We start from the raw sequence: 25,402 nt of genomic DNA on the forward strand, positions 1-25,402 counted from the left end.
CCTCCTTACGATCTTCGTTGTCGTGAGGAGGGGCGTTCCATCCCGTTCCACGGCGTTCCGCCGCGGCGCTCAGGGCAGGCGGTTGGCGAGCACCAGGGTGGCGGCCGAGGCGAACATGCCGCCGTTGCCCAGCACGACGCTCAGCTCCACGCCGGGCACCTGGGCGGCGGCCTCGCCGCGGAGCTGGCGCACCGACTCCTGGATGGCGAACATGCCGTACATGCCGGTGTGGGTGTAGGACAGGCCGCCGCCGTTGGTGTTCAGCGGCAGCCGGCCGCCGGGCGAGGTGTGTCCCTCGGCGATGAACGCCCCGGCCTCGCCGCGGCCCACGAACCCGAGGTCCTCCAGGCCGTAGATCGGCACGTGCGCGAAGGCGTCGTAGATCATCAGGTGGTCGACGTCGTCATGGGTGATCTTGGCTTCGGCGAAGGCGGCCTCGCCGGACAACCGGAACGCCTTGGAGGTGGTGAAGTCCTCCATCTGCGAGATGATCGGCGACTCCGCGGACTCCCCCGAGCCCAGCAGGTAGACCGGGGAGCGGCGGGCGCGCTCCTCGGAGGTGACGATCAGCGCGCCGCCGCCGTCCGTGACCAGGCAGCACTCCAGCAGGTGGAAGGGGTAGGCGACCAGGCGCGAGGCGAAGACGTCCTCGACCGTGATGAGGTCGCGGAACATCGCGCGCGGGTTGCGGCTGGCCCAGCGGCGCTGCGCGACGGCCACCTCGGCGAGCTGCTCGTGGGTGAGGCCGGTCTCCTTCATGTAGCGCAGCGCGGTGATGGTGAACGACGTCGGCGGCCCGACCACCCCGTACGGCAGCTCGAACTGCCCCAGCAGCGAGTCCGCGCCCATGCCCCAGCGGCCGGCGCCGACGCGTGAGCGGCCCGACTCGCCGTGCGTGATGAGCACGGTGTGGCACAGCCCGGCGCGGATGGCCGCGGCGGCGTGGCGGACGTGGAACAGGAACGACGAGCCGCCCACGCCCGTGCCGTCCAGCCAGGCGGGCGTCATGCCGAGGGCGTGGGCGACCTGGATCGGGCCGGGCGTGCCGACGGTGGCGATGCCGTCGACGTCGTCCTTGGTCAGGCCCGCGTCGGCCAGGGCGTTGCGGGCGGCCTCCAGGTGGAGCTGGAGGGTGGAGTGCTGCGGCAGGCGGCCGACCTCGTCGGTCTCGGCGGCCCCGGCGATCACGACGTTCATCGCGGCTCCCCCGCGGGCTCGAAGAGCGGCACCGAGACGTCCCCGCGCCGCTCGAACACCACCTGCAGCTCCATGTCCAGGGGCAGCTTCTCCGGGACGTTCTCGACGCCCACGATGTTCGTCATCATGCGCACGCCCTCCTCCAGCTCCACGACCGCGATCGCGTACGGGCCCGCGTCCTCGAAGCCGGGGGCCGGGCGGTGGTTGATCACGTACGAGTACAGGGTCGCGCGCCCGCTGGCCCGGACCCATTCGACCTGGTCGCTGCCGCAGTGCGGGCAGCTCGGCCGGGGGTAGAAGTAGTGGCGCTCGCACGACTGGCAGCGCTGGATCCTGAGCTCGCCCGCGGCCGTGCCGTCCCAGAACGGCTGGGTCTCGGGCGTGGGCTTAGGTGCCGGCTTCATCGGCCTCCCCAATCTGGTTCTAGAATTTCACTCTAAGACTGGGGCGTGTGCGGAGGGAAGGGGTCTCAGGGGCTCGGGACGCCGTTGCCGTTGCGGCCACGGCCGGCGAGCACGTCCTCCAGGTTCGGACGCGGCTCAGCGGGGTCGCGGAAGCCCGGCTGGGCGAGCTGGATCAGCACGCCGTGCGCCTCCTTCGGGTGCAGGAAGACCTCCTGCCAGCGGGTGTCGGCCCGGTTGAGCCCGTGCAGGCGGTAGCCGCGGGCGGTGAGCCTGGCGACGGCCGCGCCGAGGTCGTCGACGTGGAAGTTCAGGTGGTGGACGCCGCCCCGCCCGCGGGTCAGCTCGAAGAAGCTGTCGAAGAAGGCCGAGCCGGGCAGCGGCTCCATCAGCTCGACCTTGCCTCCGTTCGCGTAGGTGAGCTGGAGGGTGCGGTAGCCGCTGACCCGGTTGTCGCCCCCGCCCCCCAGATGCCGCCCGCCGAGCAGGTCACGGTAGATCGGCAGCAGGTCCCTGATGCGGGGCGCGGCCACGGCCGTGTGGTCGAAGCGCACCTCGAGGCCGTCGAGTTCCAGGTCCAAGGGGAGACTCCTTGCTCGGGAGGGAATCCTAGAATTTGATTCTAGCGCGAGGCCGGCGGCTCACTCTTGACGGCGGGGCCGCGTGAGGAGCAGCATCGCAGAAATAGATTCTAGAGCTAGCTTCTAGAACCTTAGGCGGGGGCCCAGCCCGACCAGAAAGGCCACCCATGAGGCTGTCCTACGTCCGTGAGCTCGACGAGTACCCGACCGGCGCCCGGCGCATGAAAATCCTGACGATGGCCGTCCTGGCCATCCTCATCGGCTCCTACGAAGGGCAGATCGCGCCCGTCGTGCCGCTGCTGCTCAAAGATCTGGACATGACGCTGGCCACGTACGGCGCCGTCTCCGGAGCGGCCGCCGTGGCCGGCGCGATCGCCTCCATCCTCGGCGGCAGACTCACCGACCGCGTGGGCCGGGTGCGGCTGCTCATCCCGCTCATGGCGCTGACCGCCGTGTGCTGCTTCGCCATGACCCTCGTGCACAGCCCGCGCGACCTGCTGATCGCCAGGATCGTGCTGGCGTTCGTGGACGGCGTCGCGATGGCCAGCACCGCGCCGCTCATCCGCGACTTCTCGCCGCGCCTCGGCCGGGCGCAGGCGTTCGGCTTCTGGACGTGGGGGCCGGTCGGCGCCAACTTCCTGGCCGCCGCCGTGGCCGGCTGGACCCTGCCGATCTTCAACGACTCGTGGCGCTCGCAGTTCGTCATCATGGGCTGCTTCTCGCTGGTCATCTCCGTCGTCATCGCGCTCAACATCGCCGACCTGTCGCCCGAGCTGCGGGCCAGGATCCAGCTCACCGAGCGCGCCGCCACCCACACGGTCGAGGCCGCGCAGCCCGTCCGGGTGCGGGCCCTGTTCGCCCGGCGCAACATCTGGGCGCACGTCGTCGGCATCTCCCTGTGGCTGGTCCTCTACATCACGCTGTCGCTGTTCGGGCAGACCATGCTGGTCGGCGCGCTCGGCGTGAGCAGCGCCGAGGCGTCCACGATCATGGCGGCGTTCTGGAGCCTCAACCTCATCACGCTCATCGTCACCGGCCGCCTGTCCGACCGCTTCCAGCTCCGCAAGCCCTTCACCCTCGGCGGGACGCTCGCCGCCGTGCTCGTCACCGCCTTCCTCGCCGTCCTGCTCGGGCAGCCCGGCGTCTCCGCCGGCACGCTCATGCTGGTCGGCGCGCTGCTCGGCGGCTCGCTCGGCGTCGCCTACGCGCCCTGGATGGCGAACTACTCCGAGGACGCCGAGGACGCCGACCCGCGCCTGCAGGGCACCGCGTGGGGGCTGTTCGGCTTCCTGTCCAAGGGCATCGCGGTGATCGGGCTCATCGTCATCCCGCGGGTGGTCGAGGCCACCGGGTGGCAGACGTGGCTGTTCGTCGCGCTCGGCTGCCTCGTGCTGTTCATCCCCGCCATCGTGATGTTCAACGGGCCCTGGCGGCGCGCCGCCCGGACGCCCGTCAACGTCCCGGTGGAGGCCAAGGGATGAGCGACCCGGCCGGGCCGGCGGGGGTGCGCGGACTCTACCCAGCTCTACAAGCGCTACCTGCGCCGGCGCCGGGACGTGTGCGAGCCGGACGTCACCGGCCGGCGTGAACGCACGGCGACCGAGGAGCGCGACGCCTTCGCCGGCATGCCGGGCGGCGCGGTGCAGGAGGTGCTGATCGCGTCGTCCGCGCACGTCCGGGCTGCTCACCTGCCAGGCCGACGAACTGCGCAAGGACCCGGAGGACGCGGCGGCGCGCGTCCCCGCACCCCCTGGCCGCCCCACCACCACGCACGTCGCCCCACGTCCCGGGCCCGGAGCCCATTCCCCCGCCCTCCCGACCCCCCGCCCTTCCGACCCCTCGCCCCCAAAACCGTCACCAACGACAAAGCGGCAGGCCGACAGCCTGCCGCTTGACGTTCCTCAACCTCGTCCTGCCACCCGCTACAAGCTCAGTCGCGGTGCAGCTTCCGATACGTCACCCGGTGCGGGCGAGCCGCGTCGGCACCCAGCCGCTCGACCTTGTTCTTCTCGTAGTCGGCGAAGTTGCCCTCGAACCAGAACCAGTTCGACCCTTCCTCCCACGCCAGGATGTGCGTGGCGATGCGGTCGAGGAACCACCGGTCGTGCGAGGTGATGACCGCGCAGCCCGGGAAGTCGAGCAGCGCGTTCTCCAGCGACGACAGCGTCTCGGTGTCGAGGTCGTTGGTCGGCTCGTCGAGCAGCAGCACGTTGCCGCCCTGCTTGAGGGTGAGCGCCAGGTTGAGCCGGTTGCGCTCGCCGCCCGACAGCACCCCGGCCTTCTTCTGCTGGTCGGGGCCCTTGAACCCGAACGCCGCGATGTACGCGCGGGACGGCATCTCGACGTTGCCGACCTTGATGTGGTCGAGCCCGTCGGAGACGACCTCCCAGACGTTCTTGTTCGGGTCGATGCCGCCGCGGCTCTGGTCCGCGTACGAGATCTTGACCGTCTCGCCGACCGTGATCGACCCCTTGTCGGGCGTCTCGCTGCCGGTGATCATCCGGAACAGGGTCGTCTTGCCGACGCCGTTCGGGCCGATGATGCCGACGATGCCGTTACGCGGCAGGTCGAACGTCAGCCCCTCCATCAGCAGCCGGTCGCCGAAGCCCTTGGTCAGCTCGTCGGCCCGGATGACGGTGGTGCCGAGGCGCGGGCCCGGCGGGATCTGGATCTCGTCGAAGTCGAGCTTGCGGAACTTGTCGGCCTCGGCCGCCATCTCCTCGTAGCGCTGGAGTCGCGCCTTGCTCTTGGTCTGGCGGGCCTTGGGGTTGGAGCGGACCCACTCCAGCTCGTCCTCGAGGCGCTTCTTGCGCTTGACGTCCTTCTGGCCCTCGACCTTGAGCCGCTGGGCCTTGGCCTCCAGGTACGTCGAGTAGTTGCCCTCGTAGGCGTAGGCCCGGCCGCGGTCGAGCTCCAGGATCCAGCCCGCCACGTTGTCCAGGAAGTAACGGTCGTGGGTGACGGCCAGGACGGTGCCGGGGTACTTCTCCAGGTGCTGCTCCAGCCACTGGACGCTCTCGGCGTCGAGGTGGTTGGTGGGCTCGTCGAGCAGCAGCAGGTCGGGGGCCTCCAGCAGCAGCTTGCACAGCGCGACGCGGCGGCGCTCACCACCGGACAGCTTGGACACGTCGGCGTCGGGCGGCGGGCAGCGCAGGGCGTCCATCGCCTGCTCGAGCTGGCTGTCGAGATCCCAGGCGTTGCGGTGCTCCAGCTGGTCCTGCAGCTTGCCCATCTCGTTCATCAGCTCGTCGCTGTAGTCGGTGGCCATCTGCTCGGCGATGTCGTTGAAGCGCTGGAGCATCGCCATCGTCTCGGCGACGCCCTCCTGCACGTTCCCGAGGACCGTCTTCTCCTCGTTCAGCGGGGGCTCCTGCTGGAGCATGCCCACGGTGAAACCGGGCATGAGCCGCGCCTCACCGTTGGACGGCTGCTCCAGGCCGGCCATCATCCGGAGCAGCGTCGACTTCCCGGTGCCGTTCGGCCCCAGAACACCGATCTTGGCTCCGGGCAGGAACGACAGCGTGACGTCGTCAAGGACCACCTTGTCGCCATGCGCCTTACGCACGCGCTGCATCGTGTAGATGTACTCCGGCATGCTCTCTAGCTTAGGGGCTCCCGGCCCGGGCTTCCGCCGCTCCTCCCCACCGTCCGCCGAACCCCCCTCCCCTCCTCCTCCCCCGAACGGAGGACGGGCTCACCATCCGCGAACCTCACCCCTCACCCTCCGCCGACCCCAGGACAAGCCCACCACCCTTCAAACCCGACCCCTCACCCCCGCCGAACCAAGCACAAGCTCATCACCCGCAAGCCCCCATCCCCTCACCCTCCCGCCGAACCAAGCACAGCTCACCGCCCGACCGCCCGCCCGCCCGCCCGCAGGGCGATCCCTCGCCCCCTCGCCGCGTCGAGCACAAGCTCAACACCGACCCGGGCCGGCACCCCATCCCCCAGCCCCAACCCCCCGAGCGCCCGCGTCCCTGCCTCAACAGTTACGTCATTGGGCCTACATTCGGCCGTCACCTTCAGGTCGAATGATTCATGTGACATCACGGCAAGCACGGCGGCTGCGGGCCCTGATCTGGTCGATCAGCGTGGTCGTCATCACCGTCATCACCACCGCGACCGTCTACCTGCTCGCCCCGGCGGCCTACCGGCTCGCCCTGTCGGCACCCGCCGACTCCTGGTGGCAACCGGCCCTCAAGTGGCTCCCCCGCTACCTGCTGCCGCCGTACTCCGCAGCGGACCTGCCTCCCGTGGCGCTCACCGTCCTCGCGGCCGTCACCCTCCTGGCGGTCACCACCCGCCGGCTCACCCCCACGCTCCACCGCCGCCTCACCCCGGAGCCGGCTGAACCTCCCGATTCCGAGCCCTGCCCGCCCGACGAGGGCTCCCCTTCCACCCGTGGCCCGCATCTCAGCCGGCTGGGCACCTGGGCCTCGGTCCTCGGCCTGCTCCTGGCCGCCGGCGGCCTGGCCTACACCTCCAGATCGACGGGCCCGAGTACTCCGCGCGACAGACCAGGCACCGACACCTACACCGAGGCGGTGAGCCAGCTCGCCTCCTCCAAGCTCGAAGTCCGCCTGAACGCGATCCACACGCTGCGACGCCTCGCCCAGCAGTCCCCGCACGACCGCGTGACGACCGCCGACCTCATGGCCGCATACGTGCGCCGGCACGAATCCACGTTCAAAGCCCCGCCCTCCGCCCGACCGGCCACCGACGTACAGATGGCCCTGAACGTCCTCGGCAGCGTCTACGACACCCCGAGCACCGAGCCCGGACACGACTGGGTCTGCGCCTGCAACCTGGCCCGCATCCGTGTCCCGGGCGCCGACCTGACCGGCCTGAACCTCGACACCGCCGTCCTGACCAGGGCAGACCTGCACGGCGCCCGCCTGACCGGCGCCGACCTCACGTACGCGGATCTGTCCGGCGCCGACCTGAGCCGCGCACACCTCGGCAACGCCGACCTCCCGAACGCGGTCCTGTTCACGGCCAACCTCCGCGAAGCGAACCTGACCGCCGCCGACCTCAGCGGCGTCGACCTGTTCGAGGCCGATCTGCGCGGCGCCAGCTTGAGCTGGGCGAACCTCAGCGGCGTCGACCTGTTCAACGCGGACCTACGCGGCGCCGACGCAAGCCACGCCAACCTGTCGGGCGCGAACCTGAGCGGTGCAGACCTACGCAAAGCCCGCCTGATCGGGGCGACCCTTCACAGCGCCGACTTGACAGGTACGAACCTCAAGGGCGCAGACCTGACCTCCGCAGACCTGACGGACGCCGACCTGCGCGGCGTAGACCTCAGCCAAACCACCCTGGACCCGACCGCCCTGTCCAGAGCCAAGACCAACGAATCAACCAAACTCCCTGCGGAAGCCCCCACGCCCTGATCAGCCGACACCCCTCACCCTCCGCCAACGCCCCCGCCCACCCACGCGATCCAGCCCTTCAATCCCGCACCAGGCCCCAACGCACGCAGCTCCGGAGCAAACGACACCCAAAGCTCCAAAGCCCCACAATCGCCGGGATTCCGACCCGCCCGAATCCCGAACCACAGGAGTCCGACCCCAAACGCCGACCCCCGCAACACCGAGCCGCCCTAACACCCAACCCCCCGAACGCCAAGGCCCTGAACGCCAAGGCCCCGACCACCCCGCCGCCCGAACGCCGAGCTGCCCGAACGCCGAGCTGCCCGAACGCCGAAACGCTCATATGCCAAGCTGCTCCGGCCTCGAACCCTCCGAGGCTTCTGGCGGCTCCGGCCGGGAACGAGGCTGGGACTGGAACTGGGGCTGGGGCTGGGGCCGAGGTTGAGACTGGGACTGGGACTGAGGCTGAGACTGGAACTGGGGCTGGGACTGCGGCTGGGACTGGGGCTGGGGCTGGGGCTGAATGGCAGGCAGGCAGACCCGATCGCGTCCCAGCTCCTTGGCTCGGTAGAGGGCCAGGTCGGCGGCGGCCAGGAGCTCGATGAGATCATCCCCGTGGACGCTCATCAGGGCGACACCCGTCGAGATGGTGACCCTGATCAGCGTGTCGTCGGCGGGGATCGCCATGTGACCGATGCGGGCGCGCAGCCGTTCGGCGACGCGCCGGGCCTCGCGGGCGTCGGCGCCCGGCAGCAGGACGACGAACTCCTCCCCGCCGAAGCGGCCGACCACGTCGTACTCTCGGAGCTGGCTCCGCAAGGTGGACGCGACGCCGACGAGCACCTGGTCGCCCGCCAGGTGCCCGTGAGCGTCGTTGACCCGTTTGAAGTGGTCGATGTCGATGATCAACAAGGCCAGGGTGTCGCCGGTGCGGCGGGCACGGACGATCTCCGTGTCGGCCTCGCGCTGCCACGCGGCGGCGTTCAGCAGCCCGGTCTTGGCGTCGGTGCGCGCCGCCGCCTGCAACTGGGCGTGCAGCAGGCTGCGTTGCAACAGGACGACCGGCGGCAGGGCGAGCAGGAGCAGGGCGAGGTTGAGGCCGCAGCCGATCGCCACGGTGATGCCGAGGCACAGCTCGACGATGTCGAGCAGCAGGCTCTCCTTGTTCCACAGCACCTCCCGCCAGCTCATGTCGGGGTCGGCGGTCAGCGCGGCGATGGCGATCAGGGCGATGTTGAGCAGCGCGAACAGGACGGCCGCCGCGACCGCGTACATGATCGGCGGCCCGCTGCCCCGCGAGAGCACCCCCGGATCATCGACGAAACGGTGGAACAACACCGAGGCCGTGCATCCCGCCAGGCCGATGGCGGCGGAGCTGGTGACCCGGCGGTAGAGCACGGTCGCCCGGACCCGCATCTGCAACAGAGCCTGGAGCACTATGGGCGCGAACAAGGCGTACAGCGGGGGCAGGAGCAAGGCCACCGGCAGCCACCAGGCCGACAACAGGTCGCGCGAGACACCGGCCGGCACGCCCAACCGTCTGGTGGCCTCGATGCACACCGCACCGCACGCCATGAGGGCGCTGAACGTGTACACGTCCGACCATCGGAACTCGACGGTGATGGAGAACACCATGATCGCGACAAGGTCGAGGGCGACCATGGCAGACAGGTAGATCACGAGTGCGCGGCGTTGCCCGAGCAACGGCCAGCGGCCGACCAGTGTTGACACACCGTCGCGAGGCTGGATAGAGGCGTGACTGGTCGCCGCCATCTCGTCTCCTCCCTAACTAACGATGTGTAACACAATAATTGCGGAGTGTGCGTTGTGCGATGGGAACCGATACGTTGATAAGGACCGTGCCTGCTCACTCCGCGAGCGGGCCGTGCCGGAAAGGAGCAGCCATGGTGCGGGGCGTGACCTGGACCTGATCGATGCCTCCTAGGGATCTGTAGCGGGTGAACACGCCATCGGCCACCTTCGGGGTGAGCAATTGGGAAGGCCGGTGCCCCCTCCCCCACTCCCTCTCCTCCCGCTTCACCACCGCATCTTTCTCGCTCCACCACCGCATCTCTCCCGCTCCGCTGCCTCGTCCCTCTCGTTCCGCTGTCCGTCTCTGAGCTCGGGGCTCCGCTGCCTCGTCCCTCTCGTTCCGCTGTCCGTCTCTGAGCTCGGGGCTTCGCTGTCTCGTCCCGGTCGCTCCGCCATCGCGCGTTCCCCTCGTCCTGCCATCGCGCTGGTTGGCTGGGCGTCGCGCTTCGGGGGTGGGTGTGCGGGGACGGTGGAAGTGGTGGCGTCCCCGCACACGGCTATGGCGTGCCGGTCATGCGGCCGCCGCTGCGGGGCGGTCTTCCTCCGCCGGGAGCGGGTCCGATTGCTGGTCGCCGTCCTCGGCGGACGGCTCTGGGCCGGCCGGGCCGAGGACGCGGACGGCGGGACCGTCCGGCGCGGGCGTGTACGAGCGGCCGGGGCGGGTGGCCATCGCCCAGTCCTGGGTCTCCTCGTCCAGGCGCTCGCGCATCTCCTTGCTCATGGTGGTCACTCCGCCGCCGCGCTCCGGCTTGGTGAAGACGCCGGTGCCCCAGCGCAGGTCGTGGCCCACGGCGCTCGCCTCGATCTCGGGCATGAAGCGGCGGTCGCCGTCGGGGCCGAACTCGCGGATGCGCAGCCGGCCGGACACCACGACCGGCTGGCCTGCCCGTACGGAAGTGGCGACGTTCTCGCCTAGGGCACGCCAGCAGCGGACCGTGAAGCAGACGCGGTCGCCGTCCGTCCATTGGCCTGTCTTCTTGTCGAAGTAGCGGTGTGAGGTGAGGACCTTCAGCGAGGTGACCCGCAGGCCGTCCTCGAAGGCGTACTGCCTGGGCTCTGCTGCGACGTTGCCGGTGAGTGTGATGTAGATGTCGTTCATCTCGTGCCTTCCCTGCGGCGGGCGGGCGGAGTGCCCGCGACCTGGGAACAAGGTGCCGGAAGGCGGGGTGGGCGGGGGTGGGCGAGCGGGATTCTGTGGATGGAGGCGTGTGGAGGGATGGCGCACGCCCCGTGTTCACGCCCTTTCGGATGCACACTCCTCGGTACGTGTGCGCGCACGCATTTGTGCTGATGTCTGTCGAGTCGTCGCCTTGCGGCGAGCGGCGAGCGGGCTCTGGGACGGTGGGCGGGCTGTGGCGGCAATTCGAGTCGGAGGGCGACAACTGTCCTGAGGTGGCCGCGCGTGTCTTGTGGCGGCATCCCACGTTGAAGGGCGGCACAGCCTGCGGCACAGCCTGTGACGCATCCGGCGCGCCTCGCACCTCGGGTCTCGCGTCTCGCGTCTCGGGTCTCGGGTCGCGGAAGAGCGCCCCCTGCGTCTCGGGTCACAGAGCGGCATGCCCCCGTGTCTCGGGCTGCGAGCGGCGCGTGTCCTGCGACTCGCGCCTCGTGTCCCCGGGGGTTGGTGCCTGTCGCAGGCGCAGAAACCGCGGTCGGTGGCGTCGGTCTCGCGTGCTCGCCCTCGTCAGGGGGCCTGGGGAGGCGTCAGGGGGAGAGGCCGCGGAGGGCGGTGTAGAAGGCGTGGTGGCGGGTCAGCTCGCGTTCGACCGGCTCGATGACCATCGTGGCGGACACGGCGGCGACGCGGCGGCGCATCTCGCGTTCGAGGCGTTCCCGCTCCCGCGAGGCGCCCAGTTCGACGAAGTTGCGGGAGGCGATGCCCGACAACGCGCCCAGCCCCAGGACGGAGGCCATCATCAGGCCCACCCACGGCAGTGTCGCGCTGTCGCCCAGGAGCTCCAGCGACGGCGGGAGCGAGCCGGGCATGAGGAGCCCGGCCGCCAGCCAGACCGCGCCCGCCAGGAACGCCGCCACCAGCACGTACTGCCACACCTTGAGCGCCCACCACCAGCCGGGCACGCGGTCGAGGCGCGGCGCCACCTCCGTGAGGTCCTCGGTCAGCGCCTTGGGCAACTGCTTGGCCCTGGACCTCGCGGCCTGGTGGACGGCCGCCCGCCAGACCGGGTGCATGTTCATGGACAGCCCGTCGGCCAGGGCGTGCACGGCGTTGGCCACCTCGGCGGTCTGCGCGCTCACCGAGCCCGTCGTGATGCCGCGGATCTCCTCGCTCACGTCCTCCAGGCGCAGGCTTTTCAGCGGGTCGGCGCGGAACTTGGCGACCCAGCGCGGGAAGGGCCATCCCACCCACTGGCTGGAACGCTCGGCGTAGACGTTCTCCATGGCCTCGCCCACGGCCGGGACGCCGACCGCGTCGCACAGCGCGTCCGTCAGCCCCATGCGGCGGGCCTCGTCCACGGACGCGGGCGCGGACAGCGCCTCCCCCACCGGCATGGCCTCGGCGATGCGCTGCTCCAGCCGGTGCAGGTCGGCCTCCAGCTTGTGGATGGCGGCGCGGCGGCGGGAGACGGCGGTCGCGATGACGCTCTTGAGGCTCTCGACGCCGCGCCCGGTGACCGCCGAGGTCGGCACCACGCTCGGGTGCTCGACGCCTTCGCGGCGCAGCAGGTCGTTGAGGTCGATGAGCAGCTCGGCCAGCTCCGCGGCGTCGAGCTTGTCGGCCTGGTTGAGCGCGAACACGGTCACCGCGTCGTGCCCCGCCAGCTCCGTCACGTAGCGCCGGTGCGTGGAGGCGTCGGCGTACTTCTGCGGGTCGAGCACCCACACCACCAGGTCGGCCTGGCCGATGAGCCGGTCGGCCTCGGTGTCGGTGAGCGCACGAATCGAGTCGTGGTCGGGCAGGTCGAGCAGGACGAGCCCGTTGAGCTGGGTCTCGGCCTTGTCGAGCGCGCTGGCCCGGGAGAAGCGGTGCCGCGCCTGGATCTGCAGCCAGTCGAGCAGCGGCCCCGAGCCCTCCACCCCCCACACGCACGCGTGCGTACGGCCCGTTGTCGGGCGGCGCACGCCGGTGGGCGACAGCTCCAGCCCCGAGATGGCGTTGAACAGCGACGACTTGCCGCTGCCGGTGCCGCCCGCGAGCGCGACGACGGTGTGGTCGGAGGAGAGCCTGAGGCGTTCGCCGGCGCGTTGCAGCAGCGTGGTGGCCTCGTCGAGCAGCTTCTTGTCGAGCCGGCCCGGGGCCTGCTCCACCAGCTTGGTGAGCGCGGTCAGCCGCGGGGCGAGGCCGGGACGTGGGGTGGTCGTGGTGGTCATCGAGCGACCTCGAGGTTGTACGTTGCCTGGTAGAGCCGGGTGGCGACGGACTCGTCGGGGATGCCCGCGGAGTCGAGCGCCTGCACGTAACGCATGGCCTCCTCGTCGAACAACATGCTGATCCTGGCCCGCAGATCGCTCAGCGCCTTCGCGCCGATGCCGCGCAGCGACTCGGCGCCGAGCAGGGCGTTGACCAGGCGGTGCGGGACGTCCTCGCCGTTCGCGCCGCTGAACATCGCCACCGTGAAGATCAGGGACAGCGAGTCGGGGTCGAACGAGACGAGCTTCGACACCGAGCGCTTGGCCACGCCCTCGGTCCGTACGAGCTCGCTCAGGTGCTCCTGCCAGGACGCGATCGCCCGGCCGGCGTTGCGGACGAGGGTGTCGGAGGGCCGGTCGAGCCCTTCGCCGAGCTTGCCGCCCAGCTCGGCGCGGTGCCGCCAGCGCGCGACCACCTCGGCGGTGGCCCGGTTCGCGGCGGCGACGATCACCGACTCCAGGCCGGTGCGGATCGCCGTCTTGAACGCGACCACCCGCTCAGGCGCCTGCCGCGCCGCCCGCCCGCGCCTGCGGAGCTGCAGCGAACGCATGAGGTCGCCGGAGCCGGCGAAGTCCTGCCAGCGGGCCAGCACCTCGCCGTGCAGCAGCGAACCGCCCCTCGCGGCCTTGTCGATGTCGCTCAGCGCGCCGAAGAAGGCCGCCTCGACGTCCCTGCGCAGCTCGGCCCGGAACGCCACCTGCGCCTCCAGGTGCTTGGCCAGCGCGGGCACGCGGGTGCGGAAGCTGTCGAGCACGCCGTTCAGCGTCTCGCGGACGGCCTCGGCCCGCCGCCCCTCATCCACGGACAGCTCGGCCAGCCACAACCGCAGGTCGGTGACCTCGCTGTCGGGCAGCCGGCCGTCGGTGACCGTCGACTCGTGGATGACGAACCGGTCGATGTCGCCCAGACCGTATTCGGTGAGCATGCGGACGAAGTGCTTCAGCACGACGTCCACCGACTTCGGCTGCACCCGGGACAGCACGATGGCCAGCCGGGCGCCGCGCTCCTTGGCCAGCTTGAGCAGGCTCCAGGCGGGCGCGTCGGCGTAGCGGGCCGCGGTGGTGACGAAGATCCACAGGTCGGCGGCGTCGAGCATGCGGTGGGCGACCTCGTGGTGCTCCTCGACGACCGAGTCGATGTCGGGGGTGTCGAGCAGCGCCACGCCCTGGGGCAGCTTCTCGGTCGAGACGACGACCAGGCCGTTCTTGCCGGAGGCTCCCGTCTGCGCGCTGGGAGTGGGGGTGGGGGGTTCGAGGCGTTGCAGGGTGGCGAGCAGCTCGCCCTCGGCGAACCACTCGCGGTCGTCCGGATGGCACACCAGGACCGGTGTGCTCGTGGTCGGGCGGCGGATGCCGGTGCGGGAGACGTTGCGCTCGGCGAGGCTGTTCACCAGCGTGGACTTGCCCGCGCCGGTGGAACCGGCGATCACGATCAGGGCCGGGGCCGTGCTGGTGCGCACCCGGGGCAGGACGTAGTTGTCGAGCTGGGCCAGGAGGTCTGTGCGGGCCTGCCTGGCCTCCTTCGCGCCCGGGAGGTCGAGGCCGAGGCGTAGGTCGGTGATGCTCTCGCGGAGCTGGGCGAGGGCTGTGGTGAGTGCTTCGACCAGCTCTGGGGGGAGGGCTTCGGTACGGGTGCCTTCGGTGTCCCCGGTGCCGTCGGTGTCCCCGGTGTCCTCGGTATCCCCGGTGTCCTCGTCGTCGTCCTCTAGGTCGTCGAGGGTGGTGGCCTCGGCCTGGCGGAAGGTGGCCTCGGGGTCGTCCTGTGGTTGGGGCTCGGACGAGGGCTCGTCGTCGTCGGGGGCTTCGGCTTCCGTCGAGGACTCGTGGGAGGGGTGGGCGTCGTCGGGGTCGAGGGCAGCGGGCTCCTCGGTGGAAGCGTCGGCGGGCTGCGGGGAGTCGGCGGGCGGCTCCTCCGCGGGCGGCTCGTCCTCGGACGGGGGGTTGTCACGTGGCTGGTCGGCCTCAGCCTCAGCCTCGGCTTCGGGCGAGGGCTCCCGGTCGCGCGCGGGATCGGCGGCGCTCGGCTGATTCGCGGTGCTCGGTTCGTCCGTGGTGCTCGGTTCGTCGGTGTCGCCCGGTGGCTCCGTCGTTCGGGAGGGCTCCGCGTCGGACGGGCGGTCGGTGGTGAACTGGTCTGTGGCGGGTGCGGGGGTGGGGCCGGCCGGTGTTGGCGCGGGCTCGGTGGTGGAGGGGGTGTTCAGGGAGGCGGGCCTGGTGAAAAGGGAGGGCTCGCCGGAGGCGGCCGGGTCGGCTGCGGCGGCGGACCGGGCCGGTGAGGTGCCGGCGGCCGGGGCCGGGCGGGCGGACCGGTCGGGCGCGAAGAGGGCCGTTCGGTCGGTTGCGGGACCGGAGGTCGGGTCAGCGGTGGGACGGGGGTCCGGGGCTGGGGTGGCGCTGGTGTCGTCTGAGGTGGGGGTGACGGGCTTGCGGGGGGTGAAGAAGTCGATGCGCGCGGCCGGGTCGCCGTGCTCGGTCGTGCCGTGGGGTGCGGCGCTGTCCGGCTGCTGGTCGGGGGTGGGGCGGCTCGTGGCGGCGGGGCGGCGCCTCGGCAGAGGGTCGCCCGCGCGCTGCTGCTGCGGCCGGACGGCCCGCTGCGGGCCCTGGTGAGGGTCGGCAGACCGCACGAACGCGGCATCGTCGCCGCGCCGACGGTCAGCCGGCTGCTCGGCGGCGGGCTGCTCGGCGGCGGGCTGCTCGGCGATCGGCTGCTCGATAAACGACTGCTCGCCGGGGGCGGCGTCGGACCGCTCGTCGGACGCGGCAGCGGGCCGCTCGTCGGACGCGGCAACGCACGGGTCATCGGAGCGGCCGTCGGAGCGATCGTCGGAGGGCTTGCCGGACGAGCCGTCGGAGGGCTTTCCGGACGGGTCGCCGGAGGGCTTTTTGGGCTCCCCGGCAGGGGTGAAGGCGTCGAAGGTGTCGTCGTCGCGTATCGCGGGGAAGCTCAACGTCTGCTCCCCCAGCGACTCCTGCCGCCCGTCATCCATGGCCGTGTTCACGGCAGGCGCTCCGCTCGAACCATCTCGACCTCCTGGCCGACCCTGACGACGTCCCCGACGACGACGATCGCCGGCGGTCGTATCCCAGCCGCGGACACGCGGTCGGCCACGGTGGAAAGCGAAGCGCTGACCGCCCGCTGGGTCGGAAGGGTACCGTCCTGCACCACCATTACGGGAGTATCCGGCGAACGTCCGTCTCGAAGCAGCGCCTCGGCCACCTTCGCCAGCCGCTCGACGGCCATCAGCAGCACCAGCGTGCCCTGGGAACGGGCCAGGCCGGGCCAGTCGACGGTGGACTTGGGGTCATCGGGCGCCACGTGCACCGAGATGACGTGGAACTCCTGGCTGACGCCCCGGTGCGTCACCGGCACCCCGGCCATCGCGGGCACCGCGACGGCGCTGGTGATGCCGGGCACGACCAGCACCGGGATGCCGGCCTCCGCGCAGGCGATCATCTCTTCGCCGCCCCGCCCGAAGACGAACGGGTCGCCGCCCTTGAGCCGCACCACGAACTTGCCCTGCCTGGCGCGGTCCACGAGCACGTCGTTGATGGTCTCCTGGGACAGCGAACGGCCGTAGGGGACCTTGGCGGCGTCGATCAGCTCGACGTCGGGGGCGAGCTCGTCGAGCAGGGCGCGCGGCGCGAGCCGGTCGGCGACGACCACGTCGGCCTGCGCCAGGAGCTGCCGCCCCCGCACGGTGATGAGCCCGGGGTCGCCGGGGCCGCCGCCGACGAGGGCGACGCCGACCGGCTTGGTGCGGTTGCGGCGGGCCTCGACGGTGCCGTCGCGGAGGGCCCCGACGACGGCGTCGCGGATGCCGGCGGCCCGCCGGGGGTCGCCGCCCGCGGTGACGGCCACGCTGATCTCGTCGACCCGGCCGGTGGCGGGGGTCCAGGCGGCGGAGGCGTCCTTGTCGTCGGCCCGCACGCACCACACGCGTTTGGCCTCCGCCTCGGCGGCGACCGCGGTGTTGACGGCCCGGTCGTCGGTGCAGGCCTGGACGAGCCAGGCGCCGTCGCAGTCGCCGACCTCGTAAGGCCGCTCGTGCCAGATCACTCTCCCGGCGGCGATGAGGTCGTCGAGGGCCGGGGTCACGTGCGGGGACACGACGGTGACCTCCGCACCGGCCTCCAGGAGCGCGGGCACGCGTCGCTGGGCGACGCGACCGCCGCCGACGACGAGCACCCGGCGGCCGGAAAGCCGCAGGCCGAGGAGGTAGGGACCCATGAGGGGAATCTCCCATTCGCGCAGGTTGTGTTAAGAGGTAAACCTACCGGCTTCGCTTCCGTCATTTGCTGCGCATGGGTTAACGCATGGGTCAACGGCCGTCGAGGAGAGGCTGGCGCGGGTCCCAGCGCGGCCCGCCCTGATCGTCCCTGCGGCGTCTGGCCATCGCTGACAGTGCCTCAAGGATAACCCGGTTGCCGAGGTAGGCGGTGATGTCGGCGTGATCGTACGGCGGCGCCACCTCCACCAGCTCCATGCCGGCGACGGGCAGCTCGTAGCAGATGCGGCGCACCGCGTCGAGGAGCTGGCGGGCGGTCAGGCCGCCGGGCTCGGGCGTGCCGGTGCCGGGCGCGTGGCCGGGGTCGCAGACGTCGATGTCGACCGACAGGAAGATCTGGTCGCACTCGTCGAGGGCGATCGCGAACGACTCGGTCAGCACCTCCTCCAGCCCGCGCGCCACGATCTCGGTCATCTCGTACGAGCGCATCCGCTGCCCGGCCATCCACGACAGCGTCTCCGGCTCGGGCCAGTAGCCGCGCAGCCCGATCTGCAGGAACCGGTCGCCGCGGATGGCGCCGGACTCGATGAGGCGCCGCATGGGCTGCCCGTGGCCGTACAGGTGGCCGAAGGCGATGTCGCCGGTGTCGGCGTGCGCGTCGAAGTGGATCATCGAGGTGCGGCCGGGCGCGTACGCCCGGGCGGTGCCGCGCGCGTCGGGCAGCGCGATCGTGTGGTCGCCGCCGAGCACCAGCGGCATCGCCCCGGAGGCGGCGACGCGGTGCACGGCCTCCTCGATGGCCCGCAGCGAGCCCTCCACGTCGCCGGAGTAGCACTCGACGTCGCCGGCGTCGAGCACCCGCAGGTCCTTGAGCGCGTCCACGCGCAGCGCGAGGCTCGGCCGCGAGCCGTCGTGCGGCAGGTAGCACGCCTGGCGCAGCGCCTGCGGCCCGAACCTGGCGCCCGGCCGGTTGGAGGTGCCGCCGTCGAAGGGGGCGCCGAGGATGACGACGTCGGCGCCCTCGTAGGACGCCGGGTCGCCGACGTCGCAGCGGTCAACTCCAAGGAACGTGCAGTCCGGGCCGTACATCGCGCCGTATCGGGACACAGCTCACCTCCAGTGAGCACCATCCTTACACGGGCTTCTCGGTGACCCCGGCCGAGTCGAACGTGGCCACCTCGTGCATCACCCGCACGGCCGCGCACACCATCGGGTGGGCCAGCAGCGCGCCGGTGCCCTCACCGAGCCGCAGCCCGAGGTCCACGAGGGGACGCAGCCCGAGGCGGTCGAGGGCGGCGGCGTGGCCGGGCTCGGCCGAGCGGTGCCCGGCGACGCAGTGGTCGAGCGCGGCCGGGTCGAGGGCGGCGGCGGCGAGCGCGGCCGCGCCGGCGATCACGCCGTCCAGCAGCACCGGGACGCGGGCCGCCGCGCCGCCGAGGATGAACCCGGCGATGGCGGCGTGCTCGAACCCGCCGACGGCGGCCAGCGTCCGCAGCGCCTCGCTGGCGGAGGAGGTGTCGGCCGGCAGCCCGTTGACGCGCAGCGCCTCGCGGACGACGCTGATCTTGCGTCCGTGGGTCTCGTCGTCGATGCCGGTGCCCCTGCCGGTGACCTCGGCCGGGTCGGCGCCGGTGAAGGCGGAGATCAGGGCGGCCGAGGCGGTGGTGTTGGCGATGCCCATGTCGCCGGTGATGAGGCAGCGCGCCCCGCCGGCCACCAGGTCGCGGGCCACGGTGATGCCCGCCTCCAGCGCCCTGACGGCCTGGTCGACGGTCATGGCGGGGCCGCGCGACAGGTCCGCGGTGCCGTACGCGATCTTGTGCTTGACGAGGGCGGGCGCGTCGGGCAGGTCGGCGGCGACGCCGACGTCCACGACGGTCACCGGCACGCCGGCCTGGGCGGCGAAGGCGTTGGCGACCGCGCCGCCGGCCAGGAAGTTGGCCACCATCTGCACGGTGACCTCCTGCGGCCAGGGCGTGACGCCGGCCGCGTGCACGCCGTGGTCGGCGGCGAAGATGGCCAGCGCGGCGGGGGCCGGCAGGGGCGGCGGGCAGGCGCCGGCCGCGCCGGCCAGCCGGACCGCGACGTCCTCCAGCGCGCCGAGCGAGCCTCGCGGCTTGGTGAGCCGGTCCTGGAGGGCACGGGCCTCGGCGATCGCGGCCGGGTCCGCGGCGCGGATCGCGGCGAGGGTCTCAGCCAGCACGGCGTACCTCCACATGGGTTCGGGGGACTTACGGGACGAGCTGGAGGGCTTCCTCGTAGCGGTCGATCACGACGTCGGCCAGGGTCTCGCAGTCGCCGATGACCTCGGCGCAGCGGATGTCGAGGTCGGGGTGTCCCGCGCCGTACGCCAGCGCCTGCGCCCACACGCGCTCCAGCATGCCGCCCGCGAACAGCAGGTACGGCACCACGATCACCCGCTTGGCCCCGAGCCGGCGGCAGCGTTCGAGCCCGCCGGGCACGCCGGGCGGCGTGACCGACACGAACGCGGTCTCGACGGTCATGAAGTCGTAGGCGTGCGTCTCCCAGAACAGCCGGGACACGCGGTGGACCTCGGCGTTGGCCGCCGGGTCCGTCGAGCCCTCGCCGACCAGCACGATGCCGGTCTCGCCCGGCTCGACGTGCGGGTCCTCGACGACGGGGGCGTCCACGGCGCGCAGCCGGGGCCGGGCGCCGACCAGCTCCAGCGGACGCGGCCGCGACAGGTCGGCGGCGGCTTCGAGCATCCGCTCGGCCAGCAGCGACAGCACCCGCGGGTCGGGGCCGAGTGGCCGGCCGTGGTCGTACATGAGGGTGGGGTGCCGCTGCTGTTCGAGCGCCATGGCGGCGCCGAGGTCGTCGCTGGTCCTGCCGAGGCTGAGCGGCAGCGCGACGAGACGGTGGTGGCCCCTCGCGACCAGCGAGGCGACGGACTCGCTGAGCCGCGGCGTGGCGCGCTCCAGGTAGCCGCCCGAGACGTCGGCGGCCGTCTGGTCGAGGCGGCAGCGGAGCCGGTGTACGAACCTGCCGAACTCCGCGGCGTAGGCGTCATCGTGCGAGCCCTGCCCGATCAGCAGGAGCGGCGGCTTCATCGTGAGGGATTCTCCGGTGCGTTGGACAAGGACACGCGAGGATAACCGATGCGCACCGGTAGGGAACAGGTCACGGTGCGTGCGCGGGCGTCGCGTGCACGACGAAGACGGGGTCGGCGGCGCTCAGGCGGTGGGATCCGTCGGGGTTGACGGTCAGCTCGGCGGTCAGGATCTGCGAGCCCTCGCCCCGGTAGCCGTGCTCGCGCAGCCGGTCGAGCACGGCCGAGACCTGCTCGACGGTGCGCAGCGCGCACACCAGCGAGCGGGGCCGGCGGGCCGCGCAGGCCGCCACCACGTCGGCGCCGCCGCCGCCGACGAACACCGCGTCGGGGTCGGGCAGGGGCTCCAGCGCGGGCGGCGCCTGGCCGCGGGTGAGCGCCACCTTGACGCCGTGTTCGAGCACGTTGGAGCGCAGCAGGGCGCAGCGGGCCTCGTCGCGCTCGACGGCGACGACGGCCGCGCCGTGCCTGGCGCACTCGACGGCGATCTCGCCGACGCCGGCGCCGACGTCCCAGATCAGGTCGCCGAGGCGCGGGCCCAGCTTGGCCAGCACGTACGCCCGCACCTGCGGCGGCAGCCCGGCCCCTTCGAACGGCAGCGCCCACTCGGCGGGCCCCGGCTGCGCCCCGGCCACCCAGCCCGGCTCCTTGGCCTGGTGGTGGAGCGGGTCGACGACGAGGACGACGTCGGGGTCCTTCCACGGCCGGGTGGTGGCCTCGCCCATGCGGCTGTGCGTGACCCGCTGGTCGGGGCCGCCGAGGTCCTCGCAGACGATGAGCGCGCGCGGCGTGGTGGGGGCCAGCTCGCGGGCGATCTCGCCGGGGCCGACGCCCGGGGCGACCAGCAGCGCGACCTTGGGGTGCGCGCGGCAGGCGTTGACCGCCCGGTTGAGCTGGTGGGGGCCGGCGGGCGCGACGACGAGGGCGTCCTCCCAGTTGAGCCCGGCGCAGGCGAAGGCCCGGGTGACCAGCGACGTCGCGGGCAGCACGTCCGGTTTGAGGCCGTGCGCGCGCAGGGCGCGGACGACGCCGAAGAAGCCGGGGTCGCCCTCCGCGATCACCACCGCGGGGCCGTCGCCGTGCTCCAGGTGGTCGTCCAGGGTCTCCAGCAGCGAGCCGTCGGCCGCGGTCGCCGCGGTGAGCTTGAGCTGGCCGAGCACGGGGTCCGGCCCGACCACGAGCCCGGCCTCGCGCAGCCGGTCGAGTGCCCCGGGCGAGAACTCCGTTCCGTCCCAGCCGACAACCGTGATCATCGCGCCTCATCCTCCTCCCCTCCAGAGTGACGGTTGCCGAGAGGTTTCACAAAGGGTGGGAAGGTCAGGACGGCGTGCCTTCCGGCCGGCCGGGAAAGGCCAGGTCGGACGGTATGAGGCTGAAGACCACCAGGTCCTCGCCGGCGAGCGCCGCGCGGGCCACGCCCTCGCGGGTGAAGCCGGCCTTCTCGGCCACGCGCTGGGACTGCGGGTTGTCCACGGCGGCGCGGAGCTGGAGCCGGCTGAAGCCCTGCCGTTCGAACAGCCAGCGGGCGACCCCGAGGACGGCCTCGCCGGCGTAGCCGCGGCCGCGCGCCCAGGGGGCGGTCATGTAGCCGATCTCGGCGGTGCGGTTGGTCCAGTCGAGGTCGCGCAGGTCGACGTTGACGGCGAAGCGACCGGTCGCCGACTCGACGGCGGAGAAGGCGATGCCCGCGCCGCGGAGGCGCACCCGTTCCGCGCCGTCGATGAAGGCCAGGGCGTGCTCGACGCCGTAGCCGCGCGGCACGCCGGTCCTGGCCTGGGTGAGCGGGTCGGCGCCGGTGGCGGCGAGGTCGGCGGCGTCGGCGGGCTCGGGGGCGCGCAGCAGCAGCCGCGCGGTGCGCAGCTCGGCGCGCGGCAGCGCGACGGCGGGGCCGCGGCCGTCGCCGCGCAGCAGGCCGAACACGACCAGGTCGTGCGGGCCGTCGTCCTCCATGACCGCGCCGCGCAGCACGCCTTCCCAGGTGAAGCCCGCCTTCTGGGCGACGCGGAGCGACGGCAGGTTGTCCAGGTTCGCGGTGAGGTCGATGCGGCGCAGCCGGGTCTTGTCGAAGACCCACTCGACGAGCCCGCGCAGCGCCTCGGTGGCCAGGCCGCGGCCCCGGTAGAGGGGGTGCACGCCGTAGCCGACCTCGGTGGTGCCCGCCTCCCAGGAGGTCTTGAACAGGCTGATCGCGCCCACGATGACGCCGTCCACGTCGGTCATGGCGAGGTGGATGCCCTGCCCCGACCTGCGCAGCTCGTGCACGCCCCGGTCCAGCCAGGCGGCGACGCCCGCGGCCTGGGCGGGGGCGCCGGGCGGCAGGAACCGGGCGCCGGACTCCACGACGGACCGGACGCGCACGGCGTCCTGAGGGCCGAACGGCCGCAGGGTCAGGCGGGCCGTGGCGATGGCGACATCCGCATCGAACACGGTCGGCAGGGTACACAGCGGCGATGTTTGCCCACGAAAGCGGGGGTAGGGGCGCTGGGGAGAGGAGTGAGGGAATGATCGAACGTGGGAGCGACAAGCACGGACCCCGCCTGGACGCCCAGCAGAAGCACGAGACCGAGGGGCTGGTGCGCGGTGGCGGCACCACGCACGCCGAGGAGTGGAAGGAGCCTGAGTCCATGCCCGCAGCAGGTGAGGAGCCGATGCAGTCGTACCCGCCCGGCCACGAGCCCGGCGTGCCCGAGGGAATGACGCAGCAGGACGTGGACGTCCGCGCCGACCTGGCCAAATGGCTGAGCGACACCCACTGGCCCAAGTCGAAGGCGGACCTGTTGCGCCACGCCGACGAGTCGGGTGCCCCCGACCGGGTGACCGACATGGTGCGGTCCCTCCCGGAACGCGAGTTCACGAACATGGCCGACGTGGGCGAGGCCCTCGGCCTCGGGGTGGAGAAGCGGAGGTGGTGACCGGTGCGGCTCGACTTCATCCGGCCGCTGTACGAGCGGCGCGGCCCGTACGCGTCGGTGTACCTGGGGGCGCTGACCGGCCCGGAGCGTGAGACGCACTGGCACAGCGTGCGCGACTCGCTCGACGGGGCGGACCCGGCGACGGTCGCGGCGCTGGCGGAGCAGGCCGAGCGGGCCGCTCCCGGCCAGGCGTTGTTCGCCACGCACGGCGAGGTCGTGCTGGCCGAGCCGCTGCCGCGGGCGCCGTACGAGCAGGCCACCTGGTCGCCGCTGCCGCACGTCGCGCCCATGCTGCTGGAGCGCGGCGAGAACGTGCCGCACCTGCGGGTCATCGTGGACCACGCGGGGGCGGAGCTGACGGCGTACGGCGGCGGCGCCCCGCGCAGGTCGGTCGTGGAGGCCGCGTCGTGGCCGCTGCAGAAGACCGCGCAGGGCGGCTGGTCGCAGCGGCGCTACGAGCAGTCCGTCGAGAACGCCTGGGAGCAGAACGCGCAGGCCGTCGCGCACGAGATCGACGAGCAGGTGCGCCGGCTCGGCGCGGAGCTGGTCATCGTGGCCGGCGAGCCGAAGTCGCGCTCCTACCTGCTCCAGCACCTGGGCACCAAGTCGGCCGACCGGGTGCTGATGGTCGAGCACGGCAGCCGCTCCGACCACGGCCAGTTCGAGCAGGACGTGGAGCAGGCGCTCGACGACTGGCTCGACCGCCGCCGCGCCGAGCTGCTGGAACGCCACCAGGAGCAGTCCGGCCCGGTCGGCCTCGCGGAGGTCGCGCGGGTCCTGCGCGACGGCCGGGCGCACGCGCTGCTGCTGCCCGGCGAGCTGCCGGAGCAGGTCTGGGTCGGCGAGGGCGGCGCCCAGCTCCACACCGACGAGGGCGAGCTGCGGAGCTGGGGCGTGGAGCAGCCGCAGCGCGACCGCGCGGACGCCGCCCTGGCCAGGGCCGCCGCGATGACGGACGCCGAGCTGTGGTTCAGCGACGCCGTCAAGGACGTGGCGGCCGTGCTCAGGTACTGATGATCACTTCGAGGGTGCGGGGGCCGTGGACGCCCTCCACCCGGTTGAGCTCGATGTCGCTGGTGGCCGACGGGCCGCTGATCCAGGTCAGCGGCCGGGACGGGTCGAGCCGGGCGATCGCCTCGGGCACCGAGGAGACGATCTGGTCGGCCCGCACCACGCACAGGTGGTAGTCGGGCACCAGCGTCTGGGCCCTCGCGCCCTGGCCGGGGCCGTGGTCGAGGACGATGGTGCCGGTCAGGGCGATGCCGACCGCGCAGCCGGTGACGACGCCGTCGGCGGTGTGGAGGTCGTCCCAGCTCTGGTGTCCCGGCAGGTCGAAGCCGTCTGGGACGATCATGCGCCGGCCGGTCACGAGCTCGGCGATCCTGCCGGGCACCTCGGCGGCGGGCAGCACGTGCACGACGGCCCGGTAGTCGTCCACCCGCTCGGCGAACAGCCCCACGAGGTCGCCGGTCGCGGCCGCGACGCGGTAGCCGCGCGGGATCTCGACGTCCGCCGCGCCCGCCACGGCCTTGGCGACCCGGGCGAGGATCTCCTCACGCGCGCTCATTCCGCTCCCACCAGTCTCTGAACGATTCTTCCGGGATGTCCGGCACGTCCCGGGTGTCGGTCCAGGCCGACGCCGGGCCGGGCAGCCGCTTCCTCGGCACCAGCCTGCGCAGCTTGCCGGCCACGCGCTGGGCCGCGGCGAGCCGCCGGTGGTCGTCGAGGATCCAGCCGGCGACCTTCATGCCGGCCCGCTCCGCGGCCGCGTGCGGGGCCTTGGCGCGCAGGTCCACCAGGACCTCGGGGATGTCGATGGCGACCGGGCAGACGTCGTAGCAGGCGCCGCACAGGCTGGAGGCGAACGGCAGCGAGGCGTCCAGCTCGGAGCCCATGCCCCGGAGCTGCGGGGTGAGGATCGCGCCGATCGGGCCGGGGTAGACCGAGCCGTAGGCGTGGCCGCCCGCGCGCTCGTAGACGGGGCAGACGTTGAGGCAGGCCGAGCAGCGGATGCAGCGCAGCGCCTGGCGGCCGACCTCGTCGGCGAGCACGCCGGTGCGGCCGTTGTCGAGCAGCACGAGGTGGAAGTCCTGGCCCTCGACGGCGCCGGTCCACATGCTCGTGTACGGGTTCATCCGCTCGCCCGTGGAGCTGCGGGGCAGGAGCTGGAGGAACACCTCCAGGTCGCGCCAGGCGGGCAGCAGCTTCTCGATGCCGACCACGCTGATCAGCGTCTCGGGCAGGGTCAGGCACATGCGGCCGTTGCCCTCGGACTCCAGCACGACGAGGGTGCCGGTCTCGGCCACCATGAAGTTGGCGCCGGAGATCGCGACCTTGCTGCGCAGGAAACGTTCGCGCAGGTGGAGCCGGGCGGCCTCGGCGAGCGCGGGCGGGTCGTCGGTCAGCCCTTCGGGGGTCTGCGGCATCTTCTCCAGGAAGATCTCGCGGATCTCGGAGCGGTTGCG

At 72.4% G+C, this 25,402-nt stretch carries 20 protein-coding genes; 4 read left to right on the top strand and 16 right to left on the bottom strand.

What is annotated here, in order from left to right; genetic code table 11:
- Positions 1–69: 69 nt before the first annotated feature.
- The 3 genes from MF672_RS29985 to MF672_RS29995 all read right to left on the bottom strand — a co-directional run bounded on the left by MF672_RS29985 (position 70) and on the right by MF672_RS29995 (position 2,179).
- Positions 70–1,197, bottom strand: coding sequence for a thiolase C-terminal domain-containing protein (locus tag MF672_RS29985; protein WP_242375707.1), 1,128 nt, complete (start codon positions 1,195–1,197; stop codon positions 70–72).
- On the bottom strand, positions 1,194–1,601 hold the full coding sequence (locus MF672_RS29990; protein ID WP_242375708.1) for a Zn-ribbon domain-containing OB-fold protein: 408 nt from the start codon (positions 1,599–1,601) through the stop codon (positions 1,194–1,196). The genes MF672_RS29985 and MF672_RS29990 overlap by 4 nt, the downstream gene beginning before the upstream one ends.
- A gap of 65 nt (positions 1,602–1,666) precedes the next feature.
- Positions 1,667–2,179 (bottom strand): VOC family protein, encoded by a 513-nt coding sequence (locus tag MF672_RS29995; RefSeq protein WP_242375709.1) that lies wholly within the window; start codon positions 2,177–2,179, stop codon positions 1,667–1,669.
- A gap of 167 nt (positions 2,180–2,346) precedes the next feature.
- Between MF672_RS29995 and MF672_RS30000 the strand changes: the two genes are divergently transcribed.
- Entirely contained in the window at positions 2,347–3,660 is a 1,314-nt protein-coding gene (locus MF672_RS30000; RefSeq protein ID WP_242375710.1) for an MFS transporter, read from the top strand.
- A gap of 449 nt (positions 3,661–4,109) precedes the next feature.
- On the opposite strand, the gene ettA is transcribed toward MF672_RS30000, so the two are convergent.
- Positions 4,110–5,774, bottom strand: a complete 1,665-nt coding sequence (gene ettA, locus MF672_RS30005) for an energy-dependent translational throttle protein EttA (protein ID WP_242375711.1) — start codon at positions 5,772–5,774, stop codon at positions 4,110–4,112.
- A 445-nt stretch (positions 5,775–6,219) separates the two neighbouring features.
- Between ettA and MF672_RS30010 the strand changes: the two genes are divergently transcribed.
- The gene (locus MF672_RS30010) at positions 6,220–7,569 is read left to right on the top strand and encodes a pentapeptide repeat-containing protein (RefSeq protein ID WP_242375712.1); all 1,350 of its coding nucleotides are present in this window, start codon (positions 6,220–6,222) and stop codon (positions 7,567–7,569) included.
- A gap of 318 nt (positions 7,570–7,887) precedes the next feature.
- Here MF672_RS30010 and MF672_RS30015 read toward each other — a convergent pair whose 3' ends face one another.
- From MF672_RS30015 to MF672_RS30065, 10 genes are all read right to left on the bottom strand, one after another.
- On the bottom strand, positions 7,888–9,321 hold the full coding sequence (locus tag MF672_RS30015) for a sensor domain-containing diguanylate cyclase (RefSeq protein ID WP_242375713.1): 1,434 nt from the start codon (positions 9,319–9,321) through the stop codon (positions 7,888–7,890).
- Positions 9,322–9,871: 550 nt separating this feature from the next.
- On the bottom strand, positions 9,872–10,459 hold the full coding sequence (locus tag MF672_RS30020) for a single-stranded DNA-binding protein (RefSeq protein WP_242375714.1): 588 nt from the start codon (positions 10,457–10,459) through the stop codon (positions 9,872–9,874).
- A 605-nt stretch (positions 10,460–11,064) separates the two neighbouring features.
- The gene (locus tag MF672_RS30025) at positions 11,065–12,690 is read right to left on the bottom strand and encodes a GTP-binding protein (protein WP_242375715.1); all 1,626 of its coding nucleotides are present in this window, start codon (positions 12,688–12,690) and stop codon (positions 11,065–11,067) included.
- Positions 12,687–15,728, bottom strand: coding sequence for a dynamin family protein (locus MF672_RS51515; RefSeq protein ID WP_302893279.1), 3,042 nt, complete (start codon positions 15,726–15,728; stop codon positions 12,687–12,689). The genes MF672_RS30025 and MF672_RS51515 overlap by 4 nt, the downstream gene beginning before the upstream one ends.
- Positions 15,725–16,957 carry a uroporphyrinogen-III C-methyltransferase gene (gene cobA / locus MF672_RS30040; protein ID WP_242375716.1) on the bottom strand — a complete coding sequence of 411 codons (1,233 nt, stop codon included), beginning with the start codon at positions 16,955–16,957 and terminating at the stop codon, positions 15,725–15,727. Before cobA ends, MF672_RS51515 begins: the two co-directional genes overlap by 4 nt.
- Positions 16,958–17,048: 91 nt before the next feature.
- Entirely contained in the window at positions 17,049–18,062 is a 1,014-nt protein-coding gene (gene speB / locus MF672_RS30045; protein ID WP_242375717.1) for an agmatinase, read from the bottom strand.
- 25 nt (positions 18,063–18,087) lie between these two features.
- The gene (cobT, locus tag MF672_RS30050; RefSeq protein ID WP_407654753.1) at positions 18,088–19,173 is read right to left on the bottom strand and encodes a nicotinate-nucleotide--dimethylbenzimidazole phosphoribosyltransferase; all 1,086 of its coding nucleotides are present in this window, start codon (positions 19,171–19,173) and stop codon (positions 18,088–18,090) included.
- Between the two features lie 13 nt (positions 19,174–19,186).
- The gene (locus MF672_RS30055; protein WP_242375719.1) at positions 19,187–20,026 is read right to left on the bottom strand and encodes a sirohydrochlorin chelatase; all 840 of its coding nucleotides are present in this window, start codon (positions 20,024–20,026) and stop codon (positions 19,187–19,189) included.
- A gap of 70 nt (positions 20,027–20,096) precedes the next feature.
- Entirely contained in the window at positions 20,097–21,278 is a 1,182-nt protein-coding gene (locus MF672_RS30060; protein WP_242375720.1) for a bifunctional cobalt-precorrin-7 (C(5))-methyltransferase/cobalt-precorrin-6B (C(15))-methyltransferase, read from the bottom strand.
- Positions 21,279–21,342: 64 nt separating this feature from the next.
- Positions 21,343–22,452, bottom strand: a complete 1,110-nt coding sequence (locus tag MF672_RS30065; protein WP_242375721.1) for a GNAT family N-acetyltransferase — start codon at positions 22,450–22,452, stop codon at positions 21,343–21,345.
- A 74-nt stretch (positions 22,453–22,526) separates the two neighbouring features.
- Here MF672_RS30065 and MF672_RS30070 point away from each other — a divergent pair, with 74 nt between their 5' ends.
- Together MF672_RS30070 and MF672_RS30075 are read left to right on the top strand one after the other, a co-directional pair.
- A complete protein-coding gene (locus tag MF672_RS30070) occupies positions 22,527–22,937 on the top strand; it encodes a DUF2795 domain-containing protein (protein ID WP_242375722.1) in 411 nt (136 codons plus the stop codon).
- Positions 22,938–22,940: 3 nt separating this feature from the next.
- The gene (locus MF672_RS30075; RefSeq protein WP_242375723.1) at positions 22,941–23,951 is read left to right on the top strand and encodes a baeRF2 domain-containing protein; all 1,011 of its coding nucleotides are present in this window, start codon (positions 22,941–22,943) and stop codon (positions 23,949–23,951) included.
- Here the strand turns inward: MF672_RS30075 and MF672_RS30080 are convergent.
- Both MF672_RS30080 and MF672_RS30085 read right to left on the bottom strand, forming a co-directional pair.
- The gene (locus MF672_RS30080) at positions 23,941–24,504 is read right to left on the bottom strand and encodes a LutC/YkgG family protein (RefSeq protein WP_242375724.1); all 564 of its coding nucleotides are present in this window, start codon (positions 24,502–24,504) and stop codon (positions 23,941–23,943) included. The genes MF672_RS30075 and MF672_RS30080 overlap by 11 nt on opposite strands.
- The coding region (locus MF672_RS30085) for an LUD domain-containing protein (protein WP_247815480.1) at positions 24,491–25,402 on the bottom strand (912 nt) is incomplete at its 5' end. The genes MF672_RS30080 and MF672_RS30085, both read right to left, overlap by 14 nt.

It is taken from the genome of Actinomadura luzonensis (assembly GCF_022664455.2).
Classification (GTDB): Bacteria; Actinomycetota; Actinomycetes; order Streptosporangiales; family Streptosporangiaceae; genus Nonomuraea; species Nonomuraea luzonensis.

What these genes read in the sequence shown, in the direction of transcription:
- MF672_RS29985 (WP_242375707.1), bottom strand. Translation starts at nt 1,197, where the DNA reads ATGAACGTCGTGATCGCCGGGGCCGCCGAGACCGACGAGGTCGGCCGC.
- MF672_RS29990 (WP_242375708.1), bottom strand. Translation starts at nt 1,601, where the DNA reads ATGAAGCCGGCACCTAAGCCCACGCCCGAGACCCAGCCGTTCTGGGAC.
- MF672_RS30000 (WP_242375710.1), top strand. Translation starts at nt 2,347, where the DNA reads ATGAGGCTGTCCTACGTCCGTGAGCTCGACGAGTACCCGACCGGCGCC.
- ettA (WP_242375711.1), bottom strand. Translation starts at nt 5,774, where the DNA reads ATGCCGGAGTACATCTACACGATGCAGCGCGTGCGTAAGGCGCATGGC.
- MF672_RS30015 (WP_242375713.1), bottom strand. Translation starts at nt 9,321, where the DNA reads ATGGCGGCGACCAGTCACGCCTCTATCCAGCCTCGCGACGGTGTGTCA.
- MF672_RS30020 (WP_242375714.1), bottom strand. Translation starts at nt 10,459, where the DNA reads ATGAACGACATCTACATCACACTCACCGGCAACGTCGCAGCAGAGCCC.
- MF672_RS30025 (WP_242375715.1), bottom strand. Translation starts at nt 12,690, where the DNA reads ATGACCACCACGACCACCCCACGTCCCGGCCTCGCCCCGCGGCTGACC.
- cobA (WP_242375716.1), bottom strand. Translation starts at nt 16,957, where the DNA reads ATGGGTCCCTACCTCCTCGGCCTGCGGCTTTCCGGCCGCCGGGTGCTC.
- cobT (WP_407654753.1), bottom strand. Translation starts at nt 19,173, where the DNA reads ATGTGGAGGTACGCCGTGCTGGCTGAGACCCTCGCCGCGATCCGCGCC.
- MF672_RS30055 (WP_242375719.1), bottom strand. Translation starts at nt 20,026, where the DNA reads ATGAAGCCGCCGCTCCTGCTGATCGGGCAGGGCTCGCACGATGACGCC.
- MF672_RS30060 (WP_242375720.1), bottom strand. Translation starts at nt 21,278, where the DNA reads ATGATCACGGTTGTCGGCTGGGACGGAACGGAGTTCTCGCCCGGGGCA.
- MF672_RS30070 (WP_242375722.1), top strand. Translation starts at nt 22,527, where the DNA reads ATGATCGAACGTGGGAGCGACAAGCACGGACCCCGCCTGGACGCCCAG.
- MF672_RS30080 (WP_242375724.1), bottom strand. Translation starts at nt 24,504, where the DNA reads ATGAGCGCGCGTGAGGAGATCCTCGCCCGGGTCGCCAAGGCCGTGGCG.